This is a genomic window from Xanthobacter sp. AM11, assembly GCF_047444035.1.
Lineage (GTDB): Bacteria > Pseudomonadota > Alphaproteobacteria > Rhizobiales > Xanthobacteraceae > Xanthobacter.
Map to the genome: position 1 here is coordinate 1,990,943 of NZ_JBLAOA010000001.1, position 22,323 is coordinate 2,013,265.

Annotated in this window: 21 protein-coding genes, 1 tRNA gene and 1 pseudogene; 16 read left to right on the plus strand and 7 right to left on the minus strand. The window is 67.1% G+C overall.

The features are described 5' to 3' along the window. Nucleotides 1-195 precede the first annotated feature (195 nt). The 11 genes from ACI7BZ_RS09185 to ACI7BZ_RS09235 all read left to right on the plus strand — a co-directional run bounded on the left by ACI7BZ_RS09185 (nt 196) and on the right by ACI7BZ_RS09235 (nt 11,658). The gene (locus tag ACI7BZ_RS09185; protein ID WP_414116858.1) at nt 196-1,353 is read left to right on the plus strand and encodes a phosphotransferase family protein; all 1,158 of its coding nucleotides are present in this window, start codon (nt 196-198) and stop codon (nt 1,351-1,353) included. A 12-nt stretch (nt 1,354-1,365) separates the two neighbouring features. Next, nucleotides 1,366-2,568 carry an acyl-CoA dehydrogenase family protein gene (locus ACI7BZ_RS09190; RefSeq protein WP_414116859.1) on the plus strand — a complete coding sequence of 401 codons (1,203 nt, stop codon included), beginning with the start codon at nt 1,366-1,368 and terminating at the stop codon, nt 2,566-2,568. Continuing rightward, nucleotides 2,568-3,359 (plus strand): SDR family NAD(P)-dependent oxidoreductase, encoded by a 792-nt coding sequence (locus ACI7BZ_RS09195; RefSeq protein WP_414116860.1) that lies wholly within the window; start codon nt 2,568-2,570, stop codon nt 3,357-3,359. The genes ACI7BZ_RS09190 and ACI7BZ_RS09195 overlap by 1 nt, the downstream gene beginning before the upstream one ends. Nucleotides 3,360-3,374: 15 nt before the next feature. Continuing rightward, the gene (locus ACI7BZ_RS09200) at nt 3,375-4,592 is read left to right on the plus strand and encodes a CaiB/BaiF CoA transferase family protein (protein WP_414116861.1); all 1,218 of its coding nucleotides are present in this window, start codon (nt 3,375-3,377) and stop codon (nt 4,590-4,592) included. A 30-nt stretch (nt 4,593-4,622) separates the two neighbouring features. Next, a complete protein-coding gene (locus ACI7BZ_RS09205; RefSeq protein WP_414116862.1) occupies nt 4,623-6,266 on the plus strand; it encodes an acetate--CoA ligase in 1,644 nt (547 codons plus the stop codon). Continuing rightward, complete coding sequence (locus ACI7BZ_RS09210; RefSeq protein WP_414116863.1) at nt 6,250-6,987, plus strand: FadR/GntR family transcriptional regulator; 738 nt, start codon at nt 6,250-6,252, stop codon at nt 6,985-6,987. The genes ACI7BZ_RS09205 and ACI7BZ_RS09210 overlap by 17 nt, the downstream gene beginning before the upstream one ends. Next, entirely contained in the window at nt 6,984-7,706 is a 723-nt protein-coding gene (locus ACI7BZ_RS09215; protein WP_414116864.1) for a nitroreductase, read from the plus strand. The genes ACI7BZ_RS09210 and ACI7BZ_RS09215 overlap by 4 nt, the downstream gene beginning before the upstream one ends. A 57-nt stretch (nt 7,707-7,763) precedes the next feature. Continuing rightward, nucleotides 7,764-8,525: an SDR family NAD(P)-dependent oxidoreductase gene (locus tag ACI7BZ_RS09220; protein ID WP_414116865.1), complete on the plus strand. Its 762-nt coding sequence runs from the start codon at nt 7,764-7,766 to the stop codon at nt 8,523-8,525. Nucleotides 8,526-8,591: 66 nt separating this feature from the next. Then, nucleotides 8,592-10,205 (plus strand): peptide chain release factor 3, encoded by a 1,614-nt coding sequence (locus tag ACI7BZ_RS09225; RefSeq protein WP_414116866.1) that lies wholly within the window; start codon nt 8,592-8,594, stop codon nt 10,203-10,205. A gap of 66 nt (nt 10,206-10,271) precedes the next feature. Next, the gene (gene dapD, locus ACI7BZ_RS09230) at nt 10,272-11,129 is read left to right on the plus strand and encodes a 2,3,4,5-tetrahydropyridine-2,6-dicarboxylate N-succinyltransferase (protein WP_414116867.1); all 858 of its coding nucleotides are present in this window, start codon (nt 10,272-10,274) and stop codon (nt 11,127-11,129) included. 439 nt (nt 11,130-11,568) lie between these two features. Further along, nucleotides 11,569-11,658: transfer RNA gene (locus ACI7BZ_RS09235), tRNA-Ser, on the plus strand. Between the two features lie 281 nt (nt 11,659-11,939). On the opposite strand, the gene ACI7BZ_RS09240 is transcribed toward ACI7BZ_RS09235, so the two are convergent. The 5 genes and pseudogenes from ACI7BZ_RS09240 to ACI7BZ_RS09260 form a co-directional block, all read right to left on the minus strand. After that, nucleotides 11,940-12,287 carry a hypothetical protein gene (locus ACI7BZ_RS09240; protein ID WP_414116868.1) on the minus strand — a complete coding sequence of 116 codons (348 nt, stop codon included), beginning with the start codon at nt 12,285-12,287 and terminating at the stop codon, nt 11,940-11,942. Next, nucleotides 12,263-12,888: pseudogene (locus ACI7BZ_RS09245) on the minus strand (IS630 family transposase); the annotation flags it as partial. The pseudogene ACI7BZ_RS09245 and the gene ACI7BZ_RS09240, both read right to left, overlap by 25 nt. A 63-nt stretch (nt 12,889-12,951) precedes the next feature. Then, nucleotides 12,952-14,087 (minus strand): IS3 family transposase gene (locus ACI7BZ_RS09250; protein WP_414116353.1). Its coding sequence is split into 2 segments (ribosomal slippage): nt 12,952-13,832 and nt 13,832-14,087, totalling 1,137 coding nucleotides; the frame shifts between segments, so codons are not numbered across the junction. Between the two features lie 166 nt (nt 14,088-14,253). Then, entirely contained in the window at nt 14,254-14,652 is a 399-nt protein-coding gene (locus ACI7BZ_RS09255; protein ID WP_414116869.1) for a DUF5681 domain-containing protein, read from the minus strand. 3 nt (nt 14,653-14,655) lie between these two features. After that, nucleotides 14,656-16,026 (minus strand): site-specific DNA-methyltransferase, encoded by a 1,371-nt coding sequence (locus ACI7BZ_RS09260; protein ID WP_414116870.1) that lies wholly within the window; start codon nt 16,024-16,026, stop codon nt 14,656-14,658. Between the two features lie 578 nt (nt 16,027-16,604). On the opposite strand from ACI7BZ_RS09260, the gene ACI7BZ_RS09265 reads away from it, so the two are divergent. The 4 genes from ACI7BZ_RS09265 to ACI7BZ_RS09280 all read left to right on the plus strand — a co-directional run bounded on the left by ACI7BZ_RS09265 (nt 16,605) and on the right by ACI7BZ_RS09280 (nt 19,733). Further along, nucleotides 16,605-17,129: a hypothetical protein gene (locus ACI7BZ_RS09265; protein WP_414116872.1), complete on the plus strand. Its 525-nt coding sequence runs from the start codon at nt 16,605-16,607 to the stop codon at nt 17,127-17,129. A gap of 21 nt (nt 17,130-17,150) precedes the next feature. After that, entirely contained in the window at nt 17,151-17,612 is a 462-nt protein-coding gene (locus tag ACI7BZ_RS09270) for a hypothetical protein (protein WP_414116873.1), read from the plus strand. Nucleotides 17,613-17,800: 188 nt separating this feature from the next. After that, nucleotides 17,801-18,867, plus strand: a protein-coding gene (locus tag ACI7BZ_RS09275) for an IS630 family transposase (RefSeq protein WP_414116874.1) whose coding sequence is annotated in 2 segments (ribosomal slippage) — nt 17,801-18,287 and nt 18,287-18,867 — 1,068 coding nt in all. Because the reading frame shifts where the segments join, the coding sequence is not laid out codon by codon here. Between the two features lie 536 nt (nt 18,868-19,403). Then, complete coding sequence (locus tag ACI7BZ_RS09280) at nt 19,404-19,733, plus strand: hypothetical protein (protein ID WP_414116875.1); 330 nt, start codon at nt 19,404-19,406, stop codon at nt 19,731-19,733. Here the strand turns inward: ACI7BZ_RS09280 and ACI7BZ_RS09285 are convergent. Both ACI7BZ_RS09285 and ACI7BZ_RS09290 read right to left on the minus strand, forming a co-directional pair. Next, entirely contained in the window at nt 19,723-20,541 is an 819-nt protein-coding gene (locus tag ACI7BZ_RS09285) for a hypothetical protein (RefSeq protein WP_414116876.1), read from the minus strand. The two genes, ACI7BZ_RS09280 and ACI7BZ_RS09285, sit on opposite strands and share 11 nt — an antisense overlap. Before the next feature lie 74 nt (nt 20,542-20,615). Beyond that, on the minus strand, nt 20,616-21,860 hold the full coding sequence (locus ACI7BZ_RS09290) for an MBL fold metallo-hydrolase (protein ID WP_414116877.1): 1,245 nt from the start codon (nt 21,858-21,860) through the stop codon (nt 20,616-20,618). Nucleotides 21,861-22,072: 212 nt separating this feature from the next. On the opposite strand from ACI7BZ_RS09290, the gene ACI7BZ_RS09295 reads away from it, so the two are divergent. Beyond that, complete coding sequence (locus ACI7BZ_RS09295; RefSeq protein WP_414116878.1) at nt 22,073-22,303, plus strand: helix-turn-helix domain-containing protein; 231 nt, start codon at nt 22,073-22,075, stop codon at nt 22,301-22,303. Nucleotides 22,304-22,323 lie beyond the last annotated feature (20 nt).

Here is a 22,323-nt window from a genome sequence, read left to right on the forward strand (position 1 = left end):
AATTCCGAGAAGCGTGCATCGTCAAGATGCCGTGCGGAAATGGCATTTCAGTTCTCAAATAATTGTAATTACTAAATTTTATCAGATTAACCCGGCCCTGATGCGGGGCGTTGGCCGAAAAATTTCTCCCTTGACCGGCGCCTTTAGTCCGACAATTATGGTCCGACAATAAATGCGAAAGCAAGCTGCCAGCCCATGACCGAGGCCCAGAAAACGCCTGCGCTCCGCCCGCCTGCCGATGCCACAGCGGCGGGCCCGGGCATTGTCCTTGCCGCTGCGCCGCCCCTGCCCCCCGGGGTCGCCCTGCGGAGCGTGGAGGCGAGCCGGCCGCTGGACTGGGGTGCCATCGCCGGCCATCTGGCGGCCCATGGCCTCGCCCTCGACCAAGGCGTGCCGCCGCGCCAGTTCGCGGGCGGGCTGGCCAACCTGAACTTCCTGCTGCGCCTGGACGGCCGCTGGGCGGTGCTGCGCCGCCCGCCGGATGGCCCGCTGCCGCCCGGGGCCCACGACATGGGGCGCGAGCACCGCATCCTGTCGCGGCTGTGGCGCGCCCTGCCGCTCGCGCCCCGCAGCCTGCACCTGTGCGCGGACCCCGCCATCGCCGGCGCCCCGTTCCAGATCCTGGAATTCCGGCCCGGCATCTGCGTGCGCGGCGACGGCCTTTCGCCCCTGCCGGAGACGGCGCAGACCGGCGCCGGGCTTTCCACCATGCTGGTGGAGACGCTGGTGGCCATCCATGCGGTGGACCCCGCCGCCGTGGGCCTCGGCGATCTCGGCCGCCCGGACGGCTTCTTCGCGCGCACCGCCGCCGGATGGATCGCCCGTGCCGAGCGCGTGGCGGGGGGGAATCTCTCGCCCGCCGCCGCCGCCATCGCCCGCTGGCTGAAGGCGGTGCAGGTGCCAGACGCTCCCGCGCCCACCTTGCTGCACAACGACTTCAAGCTCGACAACGTGCTCATCGACCCCGCAACCCTCGCGCCCGTCGCCGTGGTGGACTGGGACATGGGCACCCGCGGCGATCCCCTGTTCGACCTGGCGACGCTGCTCAGCTACTGGTGCGAGGCCGGCGACCCGCCCGCCATGCACCGGCTGGCGCAGATGCCCACCGCCCGGCCCGGCTTCCTCGGCCGCGCGGCGCTGGCGCAGGCCTATGGCCGGGCCACCGGCCGCTCCCTCGCCGCCCTCAAGGCCTATCGGGTGCTCACCATGCTGAAGCTCGGCGTGGTGTTCCACCAGCTGCACGCCCGGCACCGCGCGGGCGAGACCGCCGACCCGCGCTATGCCGCCTTCGGCACGCTGGGCGACGAGCTGCTCGAATTCACCCTGGACATCGTCAACGACAGAAAGTTCTGAGGCCGCGCCGCCATGGATTTCGCCCTTCCGCCGTCCCTCGTCCAGCTGGAGGCCCGCACCGCGGCCTTCGTGCGCGAACACGTGCTGCCCCGCGAGGCCGATCCGCGCCGGACGCCCCACGGGCCCACCGACGACTTGCGCCGCGCCCTGGTGGCCGAGGCCCGCGCCGCCGGCCTGCTCAGCCCCCATGTGCCGCAGGCGTGGGGCGGCCTCGGCCTGTCCCATCTCGGCAAGGCGGTGGTGTTCGAAGCTGCCGGCTATTCCATGCTCGGCCCGCTGGCGCTCAACTGCGCCGCGCCCGACGAGGGCAACATGCACCTCCTGGAGCAGGTGGCGAGCGAGGCCCAGAAGGCCCGCTGGCTGCGGCCCCTCGCGGCCGGCGAAACCCGCTCCTGCTTCTGCATGACCGAGCCGCACCCCGGCGCCGGGGCCGACCCCTCCCTGCTGAAGACCGAGGCGGTGAAGGACGGCGAGGATTTCGTCATCAGCGGCCGCAAATGGCTGATCACGGGTGCGCACGGTGCCGCCTTCGCCATCATCATGGCCCGCACCTTCGTCGACGGGGTGGACGTGGGGGCCACCATGTTCGTCACCGATCTGCCGGCGGCGGGCTTTCGCGTCTCGCGCACCCTCGACACCCTGGACAGCTCCTTTGCCGGGGGCCATGCGGAGGTGGAGCTTCAGGGTCTGCGCATTCCCGCCACGCAGGTGCTGGGCACCGTGGGCGAGGGCTTCCGCCATGCCCAGGTGCGGCTGGTGCCGGCACGCCTCACCCATTGCATGCGCTGGCTGGGGGCGGCTCGCCGCGCCCACGACATCGCCACCGAATATGCCGGCCGGCGGGAGGCGTTCGGCGGTACCCTCCTGTCCCACGAGGGCGTCGGCTTCATGCTGGCGGACAATGAGATCGACCTGCACACCACCCGCCTCGCCATCCGCCATGCCGCATGGCTGCTGGACCAGGGCGCGCGGGCGAGCGTGGAAAGCTCCATGGTGAAGGTGTTTGCGTCCGAGGCCATCTTCCGCGTGGCGGATCGCGCGCTGCAGATCCTCGGCGGGCTGGGCATGACCGGCGACACGGAGGTGGAGCGCATCTTCCGCGACGTGCGCGGCTTCCGCATCTATGACGGGCCGTCCGAGGTGCACCGCTGGAATATCGCCCGGCGCCTCGCGCGCGGCGCGGCGCCGGCGGCCGCCGCCGGGAGGGCGGCGTGATGAGCCTTGCCGCCGCCATGCCGGCGCCCGCGCCCGTCACCGGCCTTCAGGGCAAGGTCGTCATCGTCACCGGCGGCGGGCGGGGCCTGGGGCGGGCCATCTGCGAAGGCTTCGCCGGCGCCGGGGCGCGGGTGGTCCTCACGGGGCGCACCGCAGCCACGGTGGAGGCGGCCGCCGCGGCCATCACCGCCGCGGGCGGCTCGGCGCAGGGCTTCGTCGCCGACGTCTCGCGCGAGGAGGACATGGCGGCGCTCTGCTCCGCCGTTGTGGCGCAACGCGGGCGCATCGACGTGCTGGTGAACAATGCCGGCATCAATCCCTGGTACAAGCCGGCCGAGGACACCAGCCTCGATGAATGGCGCAGCGTGGTGGAAACCAACCTCACCGGCGTCTTCCTCGCCGCCCGCGCCGCCGGGCGGGTGATGCTGGCGCAGGGCGAAGGGGCCATCGTCAACATCACCTCCGTGGCCGGGCGCGTGGGCCTGGCCCGGACCACGGCCTATTGCGCCGCCAAGGGCGGGGTGGAGCTGATGACCCGCCAGCTTGCCCTGGAATGGGCGACGCGGGGCGTGCGGGTGAATGCCGTCGGCCCCGGCTATTTCGAGACCGAGCTCACCGAGGGCCTGCGCCACAACCAGAAGCTCTCCGCCCGCGTCACCGCCCGCACCCCCATGGGACGCTTCGGCCGTCCCGACGAACTGGTGGGGGCCTGCCTGTTCCTCGCCTCGCCTGCCGCCTCCTACATCACCGGCGCGTCGCTGGCGGTGGATGGCGGCTGGACCGCCGCCTGAAGACCGGAACCCTCCATGACCGCCATCGCCCAGAACCCCGCCACCCCGCCCGCCACCCCCCTCGCGCTCGCCGGGCTCACCGTGCTCGACCTCACCCGCCTCCTGCCCGGCGCCTTCTGCTCGCTGATGCTGGCGGACCTCGGGGCGGAGGTGATCAAGATCGAGCAGCCGGACGGCGGGGACTACAACCGCACCTTCCCGCCGCTCAATCGCGCCGAATCCGGCTCCTTCCTCCTGCTCAACCGCAACAAGAAGAGCCTGACGCTCAATCTCAAGGCGCCCGAGGGCAAGGAGGTCCTGCTCCGGCTGGTGCGCACGGCGGATGTCCTGCTGGAGGGCTTCCGCCCGGGGGTGATGGAGCGCCTCGGCCTGTCCTACGAACGGCTGGCGCAGGAAAATCCGCGCCTCGTCTATTGCGCCATCTCCGGCTACGGGCAGGATGGGCCGAGCCGGCTCAAGCCGGGGCACGACCTGAACTACCTGGCGGAGGCCGGCGCGCTGCAACTGTTCGGCAAGGCGGGGGAGGGACCCATCGTGCCGGGCCTGTCCATCGCCGACGTGGGCGGCGGCTCGCTCATGGCCTCCACCGGCATCCTCGCCGCGCTGCTGGCCCGCGCCACCACCGGGCGGGGCCAGTTCGTGGACGTGTCCATGCACGACGGCGCGGTGTCGTGGCTCGCCCTGCACGGCGCCGACTACCTGTTCGCCGGCATCGAGCCGAGGGGCGGCGAGCGGCCGTTCATCGGCCAGGCGCCCTGCTACAATGTCTATGCCTGCGCGGACGGGAAACACGTCGCCCTCGGCCTCATCGAGCCGCACTTCTGGCACCGCTTCTGCGATGCGGCGGGCCTGCCGGAGCTGAAGGATGCGCAATGGCCGCAGGGCGAGGCCGCCGCCGCCCAGCGCCGCCGGCTGGAGGATCTGTTCGCCACCCGGCCGCGCGACCTGTGGGTGGCGGAGCTGGAGGCGGCCGACATTCCGGTGGGCCCGGTGCTGTCCATGGAGGAGGCGTTCGCCGATCCCCATGTGCGCCATCGCGGCATGCTGCTGAGCATGGAGCACCCGGTGGAGGGCACCATTCCGCAGATCGGCTTTCCGGTGAAATATTCCGGCACGCCCTGCACCCTGCGCAGCGCGCCGCCGCTGCTGGGCGAGCATACCGCGCCGCTGCTGGAGCAGCTGGGCTATGGCGCGGACGAGATTGCCGCGCTGCGGCAGGCGAAGGTGGTCTGACAAGAGAGCCGAAGGCTCCGGGAGGAAACGATGGCGCCCAACATGACCAGTTACGACGACACCGTGCGCGCCTTTCGGTGGCAGGTGCCGGACACCTTCAATTTCGGTGCGGACGTGGTGGACCGCTTCGCGCGGGAGGCGGACGGGCCGGCCCTGGTGTGGGCCAATGCCGCCGGGGCGGAACAGCGCTTCACCTTTTCGGACATGGCCGGCCTCACCGCCCGCTTTGCCTCGGCGCTGGCCCAGCGCGGGATCGGCAAGGGCGACCGCGTGCTGGTGATGATGCCGCGCATCCCCGAATGGCAGATCGCCATGGTGGGGTGCCTGAAGCTCGGCGCCGTGCCCATTCCCTGCATCGAGATGCTGACGGCGAAGGATGTGGCCTACCGGGTGCGCCATGCGGGCGTCCGGGCCATCGTGACGCGGGCCGAGCAGGCCGCCAAGTTCGAGGCGGTGATGGAGGCGGTGCCGGTGCGCCTGTCCATCGGCGAGGCGCGGGGCTTCGAGCCGTGGGACGCGGCCATGGCCGGCGGCGATGCGGCCTTCGCGCCGGTGCGCATCGCGGCCGACGACCCGGCGGTGCTCTATTACACCAGCGGCTCCACCGGCCAGCCCAAGGGTGTGCTCCATGCGGCGCGCGGGCTCTACGCCTGGCGCGGCTCCGCCCACTACTGGCTAGACCTGAAGCGCTCCGACGTTATCTGGTGCACCGCCGACACCGGCTGGAGCAAGGCCGGCACCTCCATTCTGTTCGGGCCGTGGGGCTGCGGGGCCTGCAGCTTCTTCTACGACGGGCCGTTCGACCCGCAGGAGCGCCTGCGCCTCTTGGAGAAATACGGCGTGACCGTCTATTGCGCGCCGGGCACGGAGCTGTTCCGCGTGGTGGATGCGGGGGTGGAGGCGCACGATCTCTCGCGCCTGCGGCACACGGTGTCGTCGGGCGAGACCCTCAACCCGGCCATCGCCGCGCGCTGGCGTGCGGCGACCGGACAGCCCATCCTGGAGGCCTACGGGCAGACCGAGACCCTGATGACGCTTCTGAACTACCTGTGCGTGCCGCCGCGCGAAGGCTCCATGGGCCGGCCCCTGCCGGGCCTGGAACTGGACATCATCGACCTGGACGGGCGCCGCCTGCCCCCGGGTACCGAAGGCGACATCGCCCTGCTCACCCCCAATCCGCAGATGATGCTGGGCTATCTCCACGATGCCGAGCGCACCGCGGAATGCTATGTGGACGGGCCGGACGGGCGCTGGTTCATCACCGGCGACCTCGGGATGAAGGATGAGGACGGCTATTTCTTCCACCGCGGGCGGCGCGACGACGTGATCAACTCCGCCGGCTACCGCATCGGCCCGTCGGAGGTGGAGAACGCGCTGCTGGAGCATCCCGCCGTGCAGGAATGCGCCGTGGTGGGCGCCCCCCATGGGGAGCGCGGGGAGATCGTGAAGGCGTTCGTGGTGCTGCGGGCGGGGGTGCGCGGCGACGACGCCCTCAAGGCCGCCCTCCAGGACCATGTGAAGGCCACGACGGCACCCTACAAATATCCCCGGGCGGTGGCCTTCCTGGACGAACTGCCGAAGACCATGACCGGAAAGATCCAGCGCAGGGTGCTGCGCGACCTGGAGAAGGCGCGCGCCGCCGAGGGAAAGACCGCCGATGTCGCTCGTGTTTGATCCGGTCCAGGCGGAGCCCGCCTTCCGCCTCGTCGCCCGCACCATCGAGGAGAAGATCCTCGCGGGCGAGATCGTGCCGGGCGACCTGCTGCCGTCCGAGGCCGGCCTCGCCGAGAAGCTCGGCGTCAACCGCTCCACCATCCGCGAGGCGATCCGGGTGCTGGAGCAGAACGGCTTCGTGCGGCGCGAGGCGGGGCGCAAGAAGCTCTATGCCTCCATCCCGCAATCCGGCGATATCTCCCGCCGCCTCACCGCGGCCATGGTGCTGCACCAGGTGACGTTCGAGGAATTGTGGGAGGCCATGTTCGCCCTGGAGCCCGCGGCGGCGGCGGCGGCGGCCCATCGCGGCGACGAGGGCGATTTCGGCGCCATTGAGCGCAATCTGGAGGCCACGCGCAAGGCCCTGAAGGACAGCACCAGCCTGACCGAGCTGGACATCGAGTTCCACGAGCTGGTGGCCCAGGCCACCCGCAACCGCGCCATCCAGATGGCCCGCCTGCCCCTGAGCGAGCTGTTCTATCCCCCCTTCTACCGGGTCATGTCGCGGCTGAATGCGGGCGAGCGCCTGCTGGCGGCGCACGAGGCCATCTATGCCGGCATCCGCGACCATGACGAGAAGCGGGCGCGCGAGTGGATGGAGAAGCACATCCTCGACTTCAAGCGCGGCTACGAGCTCGCTAATCTCGACATGACCTCTCCCGTGGACATGCCCGGCAAATGACGAACACGCCTGCCTTCCCCTCTGCGCCGGAGGGTGCCCCCGCGCTCACCGCGGAAGAGGCGATCCTCTCGCGCCGCTCGGTGCGCGCCTTCCTGCCCCAGGCGGTGCCGGACGATCTCGTCGCCCGCATCCTCACCCTCGCCGCGCGCGCGCCCAGCGGCTCCAACATCCAGCCCTGGCAGGTGCTGGTGCTGCGCGGGGCGCCCCTGGCGGCGCTGGGGCGGGAGCTTCACGCGCACGCGCTCGCCGGCGATCCCGGCAGCGAGGGCTATGCCTATTATCCCCGGCGCTGGCGCGAGCCCTACCTCGCCCGCCGCCGCAAGGTGGGCTGGGACCTCTACGGGTCCCTCGGCATCGTGCGCGGCGACACGGCGCGCACCGCCGCCCAGAATGCCCGCAACTTCCTGTTCTTCGATGCGCCGGTGGGCCTGTTCTTCACCATCGACCGGGACATGGAGCGCGGCTCCTGGCTCGACTACGGCATGTTCCTGCAGAACATCATGATCGCGGCGCGCGGGCTGGGCCTCGACACCTGCCCGCAGGCGGCCTTCAACAGCTATGGCCACATCATCGCCGAGCGCCTCGCCATTCCGGCGGAACGGATGCTGGTGTGCGGCATGGCGCTGGGCTACGCCGACCCGGCGGCGCCGGAGAACAACTTTTCGACCGAGCGCGAGCCGCTCGATGCCTTCGTCCAGTTCGTGGACGGGCTGCGCTGAGCCTTTCCCCGCGCCCGCCACGGCCAACAAAAGCGCCAGAGAACAGGAGGATGCTCCATGCAGCCGGACGGCAAGCTCGCCATCGTTACCGGCGCCGCCTCGGGCCTCGGCCGGGCCACCGCCACACGCCTGGCCGGGGAGGGCGCCCGGCTCGCGCTGGTGGACCTCGACGGCGAGGCGCTGGCGCAGCTCGCCCGCGACACCGGCGCCGTCGCCTGCGCCTGCGACGTGGCGGACGCTGCGGCATCCGAGGCCGCCTTCGCCCGCATCCTGGCGGAGGGCGGGCGCCCGCACATGCTGGTGAACTGCGCCGGCATCGCCCCCGGCGCCCGCATCTTCGGCAGCGACGGGCCGGAGCCGCTTGCCGCGTTCGAGCATATCGTCCGGGTCAACCTCACCGGCACCTACAACTGGCTGCGCCTCGCCGCCGCCGCCATGGCGCAGAATGCGCCGGACGGGGAGGGCGAGCGCGGTGTCATCGTCAACACCGCCTCGGTGTCGGCCTATGAGGGGCAGATCGGGCAGACCGCCTATGCCGCCGCCAAGGGCGGCGTCGCCGCCCTCACTCTGCCCGCCGCCCGGGAGCTGGCCCGCCACGGCATCCGCGTGGCGGCCATTGCGCCGGGCCTGTTCGGCACGCCCATGGTGGAGGCCATGACGCAGGAGGTGCAGGAGCGGGTGATGGACGTGATCCCCTTTCCCAAGCGCCACGGCCGGCCCGACGAATATGCGCAGATGGTGCTTTCCATCATCACCAACCCCATGGTGAACGGATCGGTCATAAGGCTCGACGCGGCCCTGCGCATGCAGGCGCGCTGAACCCGCGGGCACAGCGGCGCTGCGTGGCATCTTTGTGGGCTGGAAGATTCACTCTATATAGCCCCCATGCTCGACACTGCCCATTCCCCGGCCCCCGGCGCGGCCGACCTGCCCGATTTCGCCCGCCGGCGGACCTTTGCCATCATCTCCCATCCCGACGCGGGCAAGACCACGCTGACGGAAAAGCTGCTGCTCGCCTCCGGCGCCATCCGCATGGCCGGGCACGTGAAGGCGCGCGGCGAGCGCCGGCGCACCCGCTCGGACTGGATGGAGATCGAGCAGCAGCGCGGTATTTCCGTCACCTCCTCGGTGATGACGTTCGAGCGCGGCGGCATCGTCTTCAACCTTCTGGACACGCCCGGCCATTCGGACTTCTCCGAAGACACCTACCGCACCCTCTCGGCCGTGGACGCGGCGGTGATGGTGATCGACGCCGCCAAGGGCATCGAGAGCCAGACCCGCAAATTGTTCGAGGTGTGCCGGCTGCGCGACATCCCCATCTTCACCTTCGTCAATAAGGTGGACCGCGAGAGCCTCGACCCCATCGCGCTGATGGACGAGGTGTCCTCCACTTTGGCGCTGGACCTCACCCCGCTCACCTGGCCCATCGGCATGGGCGTGGACTTCCGCGGCCTCATCGACATCGCCAACAAGCGCGCACTGCTGGCCACCGAGCGTGGCGGGCCGCTGGTGCGCGAGGTGGCGTTCGAGACGCCGGAGGACCTCATCGGCCTTGAAGGGGTGGAGGAGCGCATCATCAACGAGGCGGTGGAGAGCCTGACACTGGCGCTGGGCGTGCTGCCGCCGTTCGATCTCGCCTCGTTCCGCGAGGGCCACCTCTCCCCGGTCTATTTCGGATCGGCGCTGAAGGAGGCCGGCGTGGCCGAGCTGCTGTTCGGCCTCGGCTCGGTGGGGCCGAGCCCCCTGCCGCGCTCGGCCGCCGGCGCCCGCACGGTGGAGCCGGCCGAGGACCTCGTCTCCGGCTTCGTCTTCAAGGTGCAGGCCAACATGGACCCGAACCACCGGGACCGCGTGGCCTTCGTGCGCCTGTGCTCCGGCCGCTTCAAGCGCGGCATGAAGCTGTTCAACCCGCGCGAGAAGCGCCAGATGGCCATCGCCAACCCCATCTTCTTCTTCGCCCAGGAGCGCGAGACGGTGGACGAGGCGGTGGCCGGCGACATCATCGGCATTCCCAACCACGGCATGCTGCGGGTGGGCGACACCCTGTCCGAGGGCGAGAGCATCAAGTTCGAGGGCCTGCCGGACTTCGCCCCGGAAATCCTGCGCCGGGTGCTGCTCTCCGACCCCATGAAGGCCAAGCAGCTGCAGAAGGCGCTGCAGGACATGGCGGAAGAAGGCGTGGTGCAGGTCATCAAGCCGGTGTCCGATCCGGCCCCCATCGTCGGTGTCGTGGGCACCCTCCAGCTCGACGTGCTCGCCGCGCGGCTGGAGAAGGAATATGGCGTGCCCATCCGCTACGAAAATACCTCTTTCGTCACTGCCCGCTGGATCGTCGGCGAGCGGGCGGAGGTGGACCGCTTCCTGGAGGGGAACCGCTCCTCCACCGCGCGCGACCGCGACGAGGCGCCGGTCTATCTCGCCCGCAGCCAGTGGGTGCTGGACCGCGCCATCGAGGAATGGCCGAAGCTGAAGTTCGTGGCCGTGAAGGAACGCGGCTGACCCCCACCCCCCTTTGAAACGACAGCGCCGGCCATGCCTGGGGCAGCGGCCGGACGGAGGAGAAAGATGCCCGACGCCGCCCGCCTTGCCGAGCTTTCCCGCATTATCGACCATGCCTTCGAGGCGCGCGCCGAGGTCTCCTTCTCCACCATGGGCGCGGTCCGGCTCGCGGTGGACGAGGCCCTGTCCCTGCTCGACAGCGGCGCCGCGCGCGTGGCCGAGCCCGGCCCGGACGGCGCCTGGGTGGTGAACCCGTGGCTGAAGAAGGCGGTGCTGCTGTCCTTCCGCCTCAATGACATGGGCCTCATCGCCGGCGGTCCCGGCGGCGCCCATTGGTGGGACAAGGTGCCCTCCAAGTTCCTGTCCTGGGGCGAGGCCGATTTCCGCGCCGCGGGCTTTCGCGCCGTGCCGGGCGCCATCGTGCGCCGCTCGGCCTATATCGCCCCCAATGTGGTGCTGATGCCCTCCTTCGTGAATCTCGGTGCCCATGTGGGCGAGGGCACCATGGTGGACACCTGGGCCACCGTGGGCTCCTGCGCCCAGATCGGCCGGAACGTGCACCTGTCCGGCGGGGTGGGCATCGGCGGCGTGCTGGAGCCGCTGCAGGCCGGGCCGGTGATCATCGAGGACGACTGCTTCATCGGCGCCCGCTCCGAGGTGGTGGAAGGCGTGGTGGTGCGGCGCGGCGCGGTGCTCTCCATGGGCGTCTTCATCTCGGCCACCACGAAGATCGTGGACCGCGAGACGGGGGAGGTGTTCGTGGGCGAGGTGCCGGCCTATTCGGTGGTGGTGCCCGGCGCCCTGCCCGGAAAGCCGCTGCCGGACGGCACGCCCGGCCCTTCCCTCGCTTGCGCGGTGATTGTGAAGCGGGTGGACGCGCAGACGCGGGCGAAGACCTCCATCAACGATCTGCTGCGCGATTGAAGCTTCTGGGGGCAGCGTGGCGCGCCGGCAAAATCCGGCTTGCCAGAAGGCCGCGAGTAGTTATATTCCGCCGCCTCGCCCGGACGCGGCGCCTGCGGGCGCCAGTCGTTTTCCGAACATCCTTTGGAGACGGCCCGGCGGCCTTCGGCTCCGCATCGCTGCGGGGCGAGGGGACGGCAATCCTGGGCACTCAACCGGCCCGGGCGTCGTCCGCGAGAAATGTTTCCGGCATGCGCCCCGGCGCATGCGGCTTTAAGAGGTGGCCGAGTGGTTGAAGGCGCACAGACCGCCTTCGGCGGTCGTCTCTAAAGCCAAAAGTTCTGCGTGCGCCCCGGCGCATGCGGCTGGAGAGGTGGCCGAGTGGTTGAAGGCGCACAGACCGCCTTCGGCGGTCGTCTCTAAAGCCAAAAGTTCTGCGTGCGCCCCGGCGCATGCGGCTGGAGAGGTGGCCGAGTGGTTGAAGGCGCACGCCTGGAACGCGTGTATACGGGAAACCGTATCGAGGGTTCGAATCCCTCTCTCTCCGCCATAACTAGTTGATTTTGCAGTACTTTTCGCATTTTGCCGTCCGCCGTGAATAGTGTGGGCGGTTCAAAGGCATATGCCGAGGCTCGTCCTGCAGCCGCAGGGAGAGACCGGATCGGTACCGAAACCGGCCGGCATCACCCGCCGATATCTCCCGAGGCCGTTTTGGTGGTACGGTTTGCCTCGCGCTGCTCTTTGCAACTCGGCGCGGACGGCCAGCCCCGGAACGAAAAACCCCGCCGATGGCGGGGGGCGAGTTGATCGGGTTCTGGATGGTCTCTGGAATCACCCGAACCCAAGTTCGCGGCGCTGCTCCGACCAATCCCTCGGCAGCTTGGCCAGCGACAACTTCAGGGCCGAGAGTTCGAGGGGCTGGCGCCCGTCGAGGATCGCTGCGGTGATATCGGGCGCAAGGAAGCTCAGGTGGACGATGCGCGTGAAGTAGGACGGCGTGATGCTGCTCAGCCGCGCGAGTTCGGTGATAGAGGTTCCATCGCCCTGAAGGATCAGATCCCGGAACCTCTGGGCGCGGGCGATCAGCCGCAGGAGGCTATGATCGGGCTTGCGGCTCTGCCGGGCCTGCGGCGCATCAATAATACCAACGGCCCTTACAACTGACCGGTATGTGCCCATTCTCGCATTCCGATGGATGTGATGGTTTCTTGCCTGCCGATGAGGCTTTGCCAGGCGTCGCAAGCGGCGTCGATGATGTCGTCGTAGGTGTCGAAGACGCGGTTCGAGAGGAAGTTGGCGCGCAGGAACTGCCAGACCTGCTCGACGGGATTGAGCTCCGGCGAGCGCGACGGCAGCAGGATCGGCGTGATGTTCTTTGGCCACCGCAGGTTGCCGGTCGTGTGCCAGCCGGCGCGATCGAGCAGCAAGACGGCGTGGGCCCCTCTGGCGACGTGGAGCGATATCTCGTCGACGTGGAGCTGCATCGCCTCGGTATCCGCGAAGGGCAGTGCGAGCCCGGCCCCGACACCTCTGGCTGGGCAGATCGCGCCGAAGAGGTAGGCGCTCTCGTATCTCTGGTCGGCCGGCTGGCTCGGCCGCGTGCCGCGTCTCGCCCATTGGCGCACGAGGCCGTTTTTCTGGCCGATGCGGGCCTCGTCCTGGAACCAGATCTCGATGCGCTTACGGCGGGCTATGGCGCCGACATGGGCTTCGAGCGTGCGGGCGAAGTTTTTTTGAACGCTGCGATGGTCTCACCATCCTGCTTCGGGTGCCGCGGCCGAGTGAGGTGGTCCCGGTTTGGCGGACAGATTGGCGGCTTCGCTAAGCTTGGTTCTGGTGTGTGTCACGCCGCCTTGTTGATGCCGTCGCAGGCCGTGTGGACCTCCTCCGGCGTTCTGCCGCCGAGGGCCGAGTGGGGCCTCGCGCGGTTATAGTAACTGACCCACCTGCCGATGCCGGCCCGGGCCTCGGAGCCGGTCTCGAAGGCGTTGAGGTAGATGCACTCGTATTTCAGCGACCGCCAGAGGCGCTCGATGAACACGTTGTCCATCCACCGGCCGCGGCCATCCATGGAGATCCGCACGCCGGCGTCCAGCAGCACCTGGGTGAACCGCGGGCTGGTGAACTGACTGCCCTGGTCGGTGTTGAAGATGCCCGGCCGCCCGAACCGGGACAAGGCCTCCTCCAATGCCTCGATGCAGAAGTCGGCCTCCATGGTGTTGGACAGCCGCCAGGACAGAACCCTCCGGCTGTGCCAGTCCATGATGGCGACCAGGTACAGGAAGCCACGCCGCATCGGGATGTAGGTGATGTCGGCGCACCAGACCTGGTCAGGCCTGTCGATCGCCATGTTCCGCAGGAGATAGGGGAACACGCGGTGCTGCGGGTGCCGCACTGTGGTCTTCGGCCGCTGGTAGATGGCGGCCAGCCCCATGCGGGCCATGAGGCGCCGCACGCGCTTGCGCCCGACCTCATGTCCCTGCCGGCGCAGATGGCGGACCATCTGCCGCGAGCCGTACCAGGGCGTCTCGAGGAACTGGCCGTCGATCTCTCGCATGACGGCGAGGGTCTCGGGGCCTTCGGTCCGCGGGCCGCCGTAGAAGGCCGACCGGCTGATGCCGACCAGGGCGCACTGGCGCGTGATCGGCAACTGAGGGTGATCCGGTTCGATCATGTCGCGTCTCGCCCCCACGCTCAGCGACCGGAGGCCCGACGCAAAAAATCCCGTTCCACCACCAGTTGGCCGATCTTGGCATGGAGCTGGTCGATCTCGCCCTCGCGGGCGGCGTCGGCGGCTTCCGCCTTGCCGGAGAACACCGTGGCCATCCCCTCGACGGCCTGCTTCTTCCAGGCGTTGATCATGGTCTGGTGGAGGCCATGCTTCGCCGCCAGCTGCGCCACCGTCTGCTCCCCGCGAAGCGCCTCCAGGGCCACCTTCGCCTTGAACTCAGCTGAATATCGCTTCCTCTTCCCGGTCATCGGGCTCGTCCTTCCGTCAGGCCGAACCAAGCTTAACTCCCTGTCCGATTTTCGGGGACCACCTCAGAGGACCGGGAACATGATGTGCACGAACGTGTAGAGGTCGTTGCGCGCGAAGCGGCAAATATCTTCCTTGGAGACGTCTTTCGAGAGAGCGTTCATGGTGTCAATCCTTCGTGTTGTCGGGGGTCGGGCCAGCAAGAATGGCGATCAGGTCCGCCAAGGTTTTTTCTTCGGCCGCGTTGAGCTTCGTTTCTCTCGGCTCTTCCAGGTGTGGCGAGACGAGCTTCGTGATGAGTGCGACAAGCGTTGTGGCCGCGCGGGCATCGCCCTTGAGCGCGCGTGCGACGAGGGTCTTCACCATGGCGCGCTGCTTGGAGACCGAGAGTTCCCGGTCCCCCTCACGCACGCGAATGCGTTCACCCAACTCCTCTTCCAGGTCGGTCGCGAGATTCCGTGTCCCTTTGGACCGGCCCTTGGGGTTGCCGGATCGGCCCTTCTGGAACCGGGTATGAGTCGGCGGCTTGCAGTAGCCGACCTCGTAATCGGTGGGCTTCTTCGCCATGGCTCAGCCCTCCTGCTGGTGGTTGACGGAGCGAGTGTCCGGTGCAGCGGCGGCGAGGACCGCCGTCTCGCGTGCCGCGAAGCTCTCGCCGGTCCCCGTCAGGACGGCGGTGCCGCCGGTGTGGTCGAGCCAGCGCCGGACGATGAGGTCCACATAGGCCGGGTCGTACTCGATGCCGAAGCAGCGCCGCCCGGTTTCATGGGCGGCGATGAGGGTGGTTCCGGAGCCGAGGAAAGGATCGAGGACGATGTCGCGGCAGTGCGACACGTCCTTGATAGCGTCCGCGACCAATGCGACCGGCTTCACGGTTGGGTGGAGCTTCAGAAGCGCGTCCCGCTCCGCCCCGAGCACGTTCATGCCGCGGTAGGTCCACAGGTTCGACCGGGAGCGCCCCTTCTTGCCCAGCTCGAACGTGTTGACGTGCGGCGCGGTGCCTTTCTTTACCGCGAGGATCATCTCGTGCTGGGACCGGTAGAAGGAGCCCATGCCGGCATTGGTCTTGGCCCAGACGCAGAGGTTAAGGAGCGTGAGCCGTGCTGCGTCGACGGCGGCGAACAGTTCAGGCAGGTGCCGCCAGTCCATGCAGACGAATAGAACCGCGCCTTCTGCGAGGCCGGGCAATGAGGCGGTCAGGAAAGCCACCAGAAAGGCGGTGAATTCGGCTGACGTCATCTCACCTGACGCCATCGCGAACTCGCGATGGGCGGTCCGACCGAGACCCGAGACATGCCCATCGATCTTCACGTTGTAAGGGGGATCGGTGAACATCATCTGGGCGCTGTCGGCGCCCAACAGAACGGCGTAGATCTCAGCGTCGCGAGCGTCGCCGCAGATCACCCGGTGCTCGGTCTTGCCGCTCGGATCACGAAGCACCCAGAGGTCACCCGGGCGCGACACCACCGGGGCCTCCAGGTCTGGTGCCAGAGGTGCGTCCTCGACAACGCCGGAGTTTGGCTCGTCGATGGACACGCTCATGTCGATCTCGACCTGGTCGAATCCGGTCAGGGAGAGGTCAAAACCGATCTCGAGTAGGGCGTCGAATTCCGCCCTGAGCTTGGGCTTGTCCCAGGTGGCGTCCTCGGCAAGCCGGTTGAGGGCAAGGCGCAAGGCTCGCAACTCCCCAGGGTCGCGATTGCGCTGAATGACGACCGCGACCTCGTCATGACCGAGGGCCGCGAGGGTCTCGGCGACGAGGTGGCCGTCGATGATGATCCCCTCCGGATCGACGATGATCGGCGCGACCTGGCCGAAGCGTCGCAGGATGTCCTTCGCCTTGCGGCGCTGGTCCCGGCTATGGACCCTGGGAGAGTTGGCATACGGCTTGAGGTCCGCGATCCGGCGGATCTCGATGACGAGCGAATTCGGCGTTGACATGTTTCACCTGCCTGGGCAGGGACCGCTGGCAAAGCTGGTGCTGTTGGGCTACGATCAAGCCATTCTGAAAAATTGACCGTTTGGCCCGGCTTCGCCGGCGATACCCCTCCGTGCTGGATGGCAGGGATGCCGAAATATAAGGTCTTTAACACATAGCCGACTAACTATATGATACTTCTAACATATTGATGCTAAATGAGATTAGCGGCGCGCGCCCTCCCAAAGTGGTCGGAGTATTAAAATACCCTAACTTTTTTTAGTGAAACGTGCCGCCAGACGCGCTGGCTGGTAGGGGCAACCTGTATCTGGGTAGCGGTGGTGTCTAATGGTTGTGGGCGGCATCACGCGATCACGGTGATGTGGACCGAAAAGCCCCACCCGGTCGGTTGGCGATCCATCCTGTTCACGCCGAAGTGAAGCAAGAAACAGACGGCCAAAGTGAATTGGTCTTTATGGCGCTCGTCGCGCGCAATGGGCGATGGGAGCTAAGCCGACGCATCGCGCGGCGTGCGCAAGGCGACGGGAAGAACGCCCTCGTCGTCTTGGTGCGGCAACCGCATACGAAAACAAGGTGCCGAATGAGCTCGTTTCGCAAACCAACGGGATTTGGAAAGAACGGATGCCACGAGACGCGGGATCGACTTCGGGTCGGCGACAATCGCCTCTACGCCCGCGTCCCGCTTCGGATTTCAATGCTTATCGGTTTCAGCGCCGCACTCCTCGCGCCGTGCACCGCCTCCGCCTTGAACCGACAGCTGGAGCCGATCCAGCCGGGGCTTTACTCTTCGGGGCAGGACGGCGGCTGCGATGACCCGGACAGCAAGGACACGATGCTGATCACAAGGTCGGAGATCCATCAATACGAAATTCATTGCCGCATTCGGCGCATATCGGCCCAAGGGTATTTCTACGAGATCGATACCAACTGCGACTCCGTGGGAGAGAGGAGAACAATAAAGTACGAGATTGCGCCGCTCTATCTCGGCACCCTAGCCGTGCAGATGCGCAAGGGTGGCCTGATGACTGCGACGGGAGAGCCGGTTCTCTACCGCCTGTGTCCGCTCCGGCAGGCCAGTCCCAAGGCCGATGACTACTCCCGCTGATGACCTGACGGAGGTTGCACGATGACCAGGGATCCGACAGGCGGAAACGATGGACCGGATGAGAAGCGGGAGAGCGGGACGGAACGCCCGCAGCAGACACCATGTGTCGGCATCTTCTGGTTCGTGATGCAAGCCGGCCGGCCCGAGCTTCTCACCTGCCAGACGCCCTGGCGGGACGCGGAGGACTATGGCGACTTCAAAACCGAGGCGACCGCACACTATGATTTCTGGCCCGGGCTGCGGAAAAGGCTGAAGCTGGTAGGCGAGTATGAGGACTGGCCGCGTGGGCGTGTCGTCTACCATGTGCGCGACGCGGTCTTCACCGCCTATATCGACCGGCAACTGTCCGGTGATGGCTTCCGCGCGGCGATCCGCGAAGCTTTCCATCTGCCGCCGGAACGGACCCGCTTCGCCTTCGATGCCCATTACAGCGGCGCGAAGTTCAAAGTGTCGGGCCGACCCGTCCGCGCCAGTGTGTCTTGAGTTTCGGGCAGATTTAGGAATCCGTAGCCCATTTGGAAATCGAGTTGCTTTCTGGATGTCCTCTGGTGAGAACGTGCCTTACGTAGGCAGCGTGAGCTGCAGCTCATACCAACGGCCCTCTGATGTGACTCGATGGGGGTTCCCATCAGGCGCTTGAGATGATTCAAGGTGCGTGGAGGACACGCGCCATGCCGAAGGTGGTCGAGATCGATCGGAGCCATACGCCTTCGGAGCTTCGCCGTCTTGCGGCGCGCGCGAAGGACGCGAACCAGAGCCGTCGTCTGCTGTCGATCGCGGCGGTCCTTGACGGGATGAGCCGGGCGGAGGCAGCGAAGATCGGCGGCATGGACCGCCAGACTTTGCGCGACTGGGTCCATCGCTTCAACGCGCAGGGCCCGGCCGGTTTGAAGGATAGCCGCCGCCCGGGCAATCCGCGCCGGCTGTCGCCGGCGCAGCTCACGGAACTGTCGCAGATCGTCGAGACCGGACCCGACCGCGCGGTCGACGGGGTCGTGCGCTGGCGACGCATCGACCTTCAGCGCGTCATCAGCGAGCGGTTCGGGATCGCGTATCATGAGCGCAGCATCGGCAAGTTGCTCAAGGCGCTCGGCTTCTCCCACGTCAGCGCTCGGCCGCGGCACCCGAAGCAGGATGGTGAGACCATCGCAGCGTTCAAAAAAACTTCGCCCGCACGCTCGAAGCCCATGTCGGCGCCATAGCCCGCCGTAAGCGCATCGAGATCTGGTTCCAGGACGAGGCCCGCATCGGCCAGAAAAACGGCCTCGTGCGCCAATGGGCGAGACGCGGCACGCGGCCGAGCCAGCCGGCCGACCAGAGATACGAGAGCGCCTACCTCTTCGGCGCGATCTGCCCAGCCAGAGGTGTCGGGGCCGGGCTCGCACTGCCCTTCGCGGATACCGAGGCGATGCAGCTCCACGTCGACGAGATATCGCTCCACGTCGCCAGAGGGGCCCACGCCGTCTTGCTGCTCGATCGCGCCGGCTGGCACACGACCGGCAACCTGCGGTGGCCAAAGAACATCACGCCGATCCTGCTGCCGTCGCGCTCGCCGGAGCTCAATCCCGTCGAGCAGGTCTGGCAGTTCCTGCGCGCCAACTTCCTCTCGAACCGCGTCTTCGACACCTACGACGACATCATCGACGCCGCTTGCGACGCCTGGCAAAGCCTCATCGGCAGGCAAGAAACCATCACATCCATCGGAATGCGAGAATGGGCACATACCGGTCAGTTGTAAGGGCCGTTGGTATCACTCCTTCGAGTGCTGTATTGATTGTGAAAGGAGGCGACATGGACGATAAAAATCGGGAGCAAAATACACTTCCTGGCACGGTCGGCGATACGTCTCCGCGAGAGGGCGAGCCCTCTCGCATGCCCAATTCTCGTCCGGCTGTGGGGCGGGCGTACAAAAAGTCGTTGAAGCAATACGATGAAGTATATCGAAAATTGGCGGGAATGCCAAAGAATCCTCGTACTTGAAGTGTCGTATATGTTTAAACGGGAAAGGATCTATCGAAATCTCTGTCTTGATATTTTTCCCCGAAATGAGAGGTATCCAGATAGTTTGAACGTAATAAATGTCGCCTGGCCCGTGCGCATCCTCGACTTCGAGGCAAGTTCCCTGGAGGATGGAAGCTATCCGATCGAGGTGGGGTTGGCGGTGTGGCCCGCACGCGGCGATCCCATAACCGTCTGGTCCACATCCGTCCAACCGAAGACTGGCGGCGCTTCGGTCATTGGAGCCTGGCATCGCGCAAGGTCCACGGCATTGCCATGAGCGCTCTCGAGGGTGGCCTACCGGCGCCCGATGTCGCCGTTCTTCTCAACGAGGCGGCGGGGGCGGGCGTCGTCTGGTGCGATGGGGGCGGCTACGATGCCCATTGGCTGCGCGCCTTATTCCAAGCGGGCGGCCTCAAGCCGGGCTTCGTCCTCGGCAACTGGCATGCCCTGCTTCGTAGCCTGCCGGATGCGAGCCGTGAACGCGCCATGGCGGTTCTGGAAGCCGCCACGCCCCGGCACCGGGCCGGGGCGGACGCCGAGCAACTCATGCACGCCCTCGCAGCGGGGATCCTGTCATCGGGTGACCCGACCTCTACAGCCTGATGTCCCCCGGATTGCCGCGAGCCAGAATCTCGATGCCCTTGAATTGTTCCGCATTATCGGCCAGCAGCTTCTTCCAGGCGCCGTCGCGCTGGTCCTTGTCGAAGCCGTAGACGATCATGCGGACATCGGGAGGGGAGGACAGCGTGAGCGCAGCACCTTCCGCTACTTTGCGCACCACCGGTGCCACAGCCCGCGCGCCCTCGCTCATATGGGCCAGGGCTACGAGGTTGCGGGCGATGAGCGCGTAGCTATCGATCACCGGTGCCGCCTGTTGTCCAAGACGCGTGCGGTAGGTCTCGATCTGCCGGACGATGGTCTTCTCCCCGGAGGTGCGCAGCTCTGGATTGCCCAGCATCTTCGCTTCCCAGAACATCAGCTTCACGCTCGTCCCGGCGTCCTCGAAGGTGGCGATGTCGATTCGGGGCACGCTGCGGCTGTCGGCCTCGGCTGGAAAAGCGATCTCGACATCCACCACGTTGGCATTGGCATTGACGATCGCCTGCACGCCGACCTTCTCATCCCCTGCAAATAGGCCGGCGGCCCGCTTCAGCTTGGGCAGCGTCCCGTCGGGCACATAGGTGCGGGTCAGGGCGTTCAGGCCGTCCAGTGCGAAGGTGCCGGTCTCGGTGTCGAGGGTCACCTGGCCGGACAGATCGGGGTCCAGCAGGTACTTCGGGTGCGTGGTGGCGGCGATGTGCCCGTGCTTCATCTCCACCTTGAAGATGGATTGGCCACGCCAATAGACATTGAGATAGTCGTCCCGCACGCCGATGACGAGGCTCTTGTCAGGAGTACGTCCCGCCACCATCCGGGGCGGGTCGCCAACTGCGCGAGAGCCTCCATCATGCCCGGTTTGCGGATGCCGCGCCTGAACTCTGCCATTCATACCTCCCACCATTCGCCGTCGTGCCGCACGACGACGTTCTCGAACAAGGATGGAAACCGGTCCGCCTCAAAGGTGTGGATCGGCACGAGGGCGCGCGGCGAGATGGCCGCTGCGAGCCGCTTCAGATCGGGAATGGAGGCGTGGCCTGAGGTGTGGAGGACCTCGAAGCCGACGCCGTGCGACTTCAGCGCAGCGAGAAGCGTCGCCGTCTTCTCGTCCTTGAGGTAGCCGGCCCATTGCGACCACACGGCGTGGGCGCCCCGGAGACATCTGGCTTTCACCAGGTCGTCGAGCAAGCTCGCCCGGAACAAGACGACATAGCGCTCGGGGTGAGCAGTCAGATTCTCCGGGAACAGGCGGTCGGCTTTGTGCCGCTCTATCAGGTCGAAGCGCTCCGCCTTCTTCACCTTCACCCGCTGGTGCCAAGGCGTGAACAATGCCACTTCCGGCCAGGAGGTTTGCGGAATACTGTCCCGGCCCGTCGCGTGGAGCATCTCGGCCGCATAGAGGTCCACTACCAGCGTGCGGCCGTTGCGCTTCGTCGCGCGGAAGATGGAGACCACGCGGTCGATGTTCTGGGCCGAAGCGGCCACCAGCACCATGCCGGGCGTTCGACGGATCACGTCCGTCAGAGCGGCCTCGATCTCGGTCTCGGTGGGAAAGCGCGCATCTTCATCCAGCCGTCCGAGGCACGATCCCTCCATCAGCATCACGTCGATGCCCTGGGGCGGCCGGGTCACCAGTCGTTCGAACAAAGCCCCTTTGCGGCCGTGGCTGCGGAGGTCTCCGGAATAGAACAGCCGCCGTCCGGAGGCCTCCACCGTGAAGGCGTAGGCATCGAAGGCGGAATGGTCCACCAGATGCGGAATAATGGTGAACGGGCCGATGGTGATGGGGCGACCATCCTGAAGATGGGCAGCGGCCTTCAGCGCCGGTACGTCACGAATGAAGAAGGACGCGGCGGCGAGGATGCGCTCGGTGCCTGCGCCCATGAAGACAGGAGGTGATTCGGCCGCATGGCCGAGCAACCCCCAATGGTCCCGATGACCATGGGACAGCGCGACGCCGAGCAGCGAGGAATCCGGGGTGGCAAGGCCTGCCACCTGCGGGAGCACGACCGGGGCGTCGGGTACGGCATCAAGGGGAAGGCCGCAGTCGAGGAGGAGGCGCTGCCTCTCTGACTCCAATTCCACGACCGTGCCGCCGATCTCCTGTGTGCCGCGATGGATGCGCGCCCTCATGCGGCCTTCGCGGGGGCGAGGGGATCAAGAAAATCGGCGAAGGCCCATGGAACGAATGGGGAGCGATCTGGGCGCTGCGCGCCTGCGACACGGATTTTGTCGATGAGGGAGAAGAATAGGGTTCGAGCCAATGGCGAGCTCTCCAGAGCATGGCGAGCGCAATGTAAAGTATACTCCGTGGTAAAATACTATTCAAGAGATAGCTCTCGGACATGGAGATCCGAGAGGTGTTCGCCCGCAATCTGAGAGCGCTGCGGCAGGCGAGGGGCCTGTCGCAGGAGGAGTTGGCGCATCGGGCAGGAATCGACCGGACCTACGTCAGCTCTCTGGAGCGTTGCGTCTACAGCGCCAGCATCGATGTGGTGGACCAATTGGCTCAGGTGCTGGAGGTTGAGGCGGCCGATCTTCTGGTACAGTCCAAGGCGGCCTTGTCGAATAACTGACGGTGAGACCATCAAGCGGG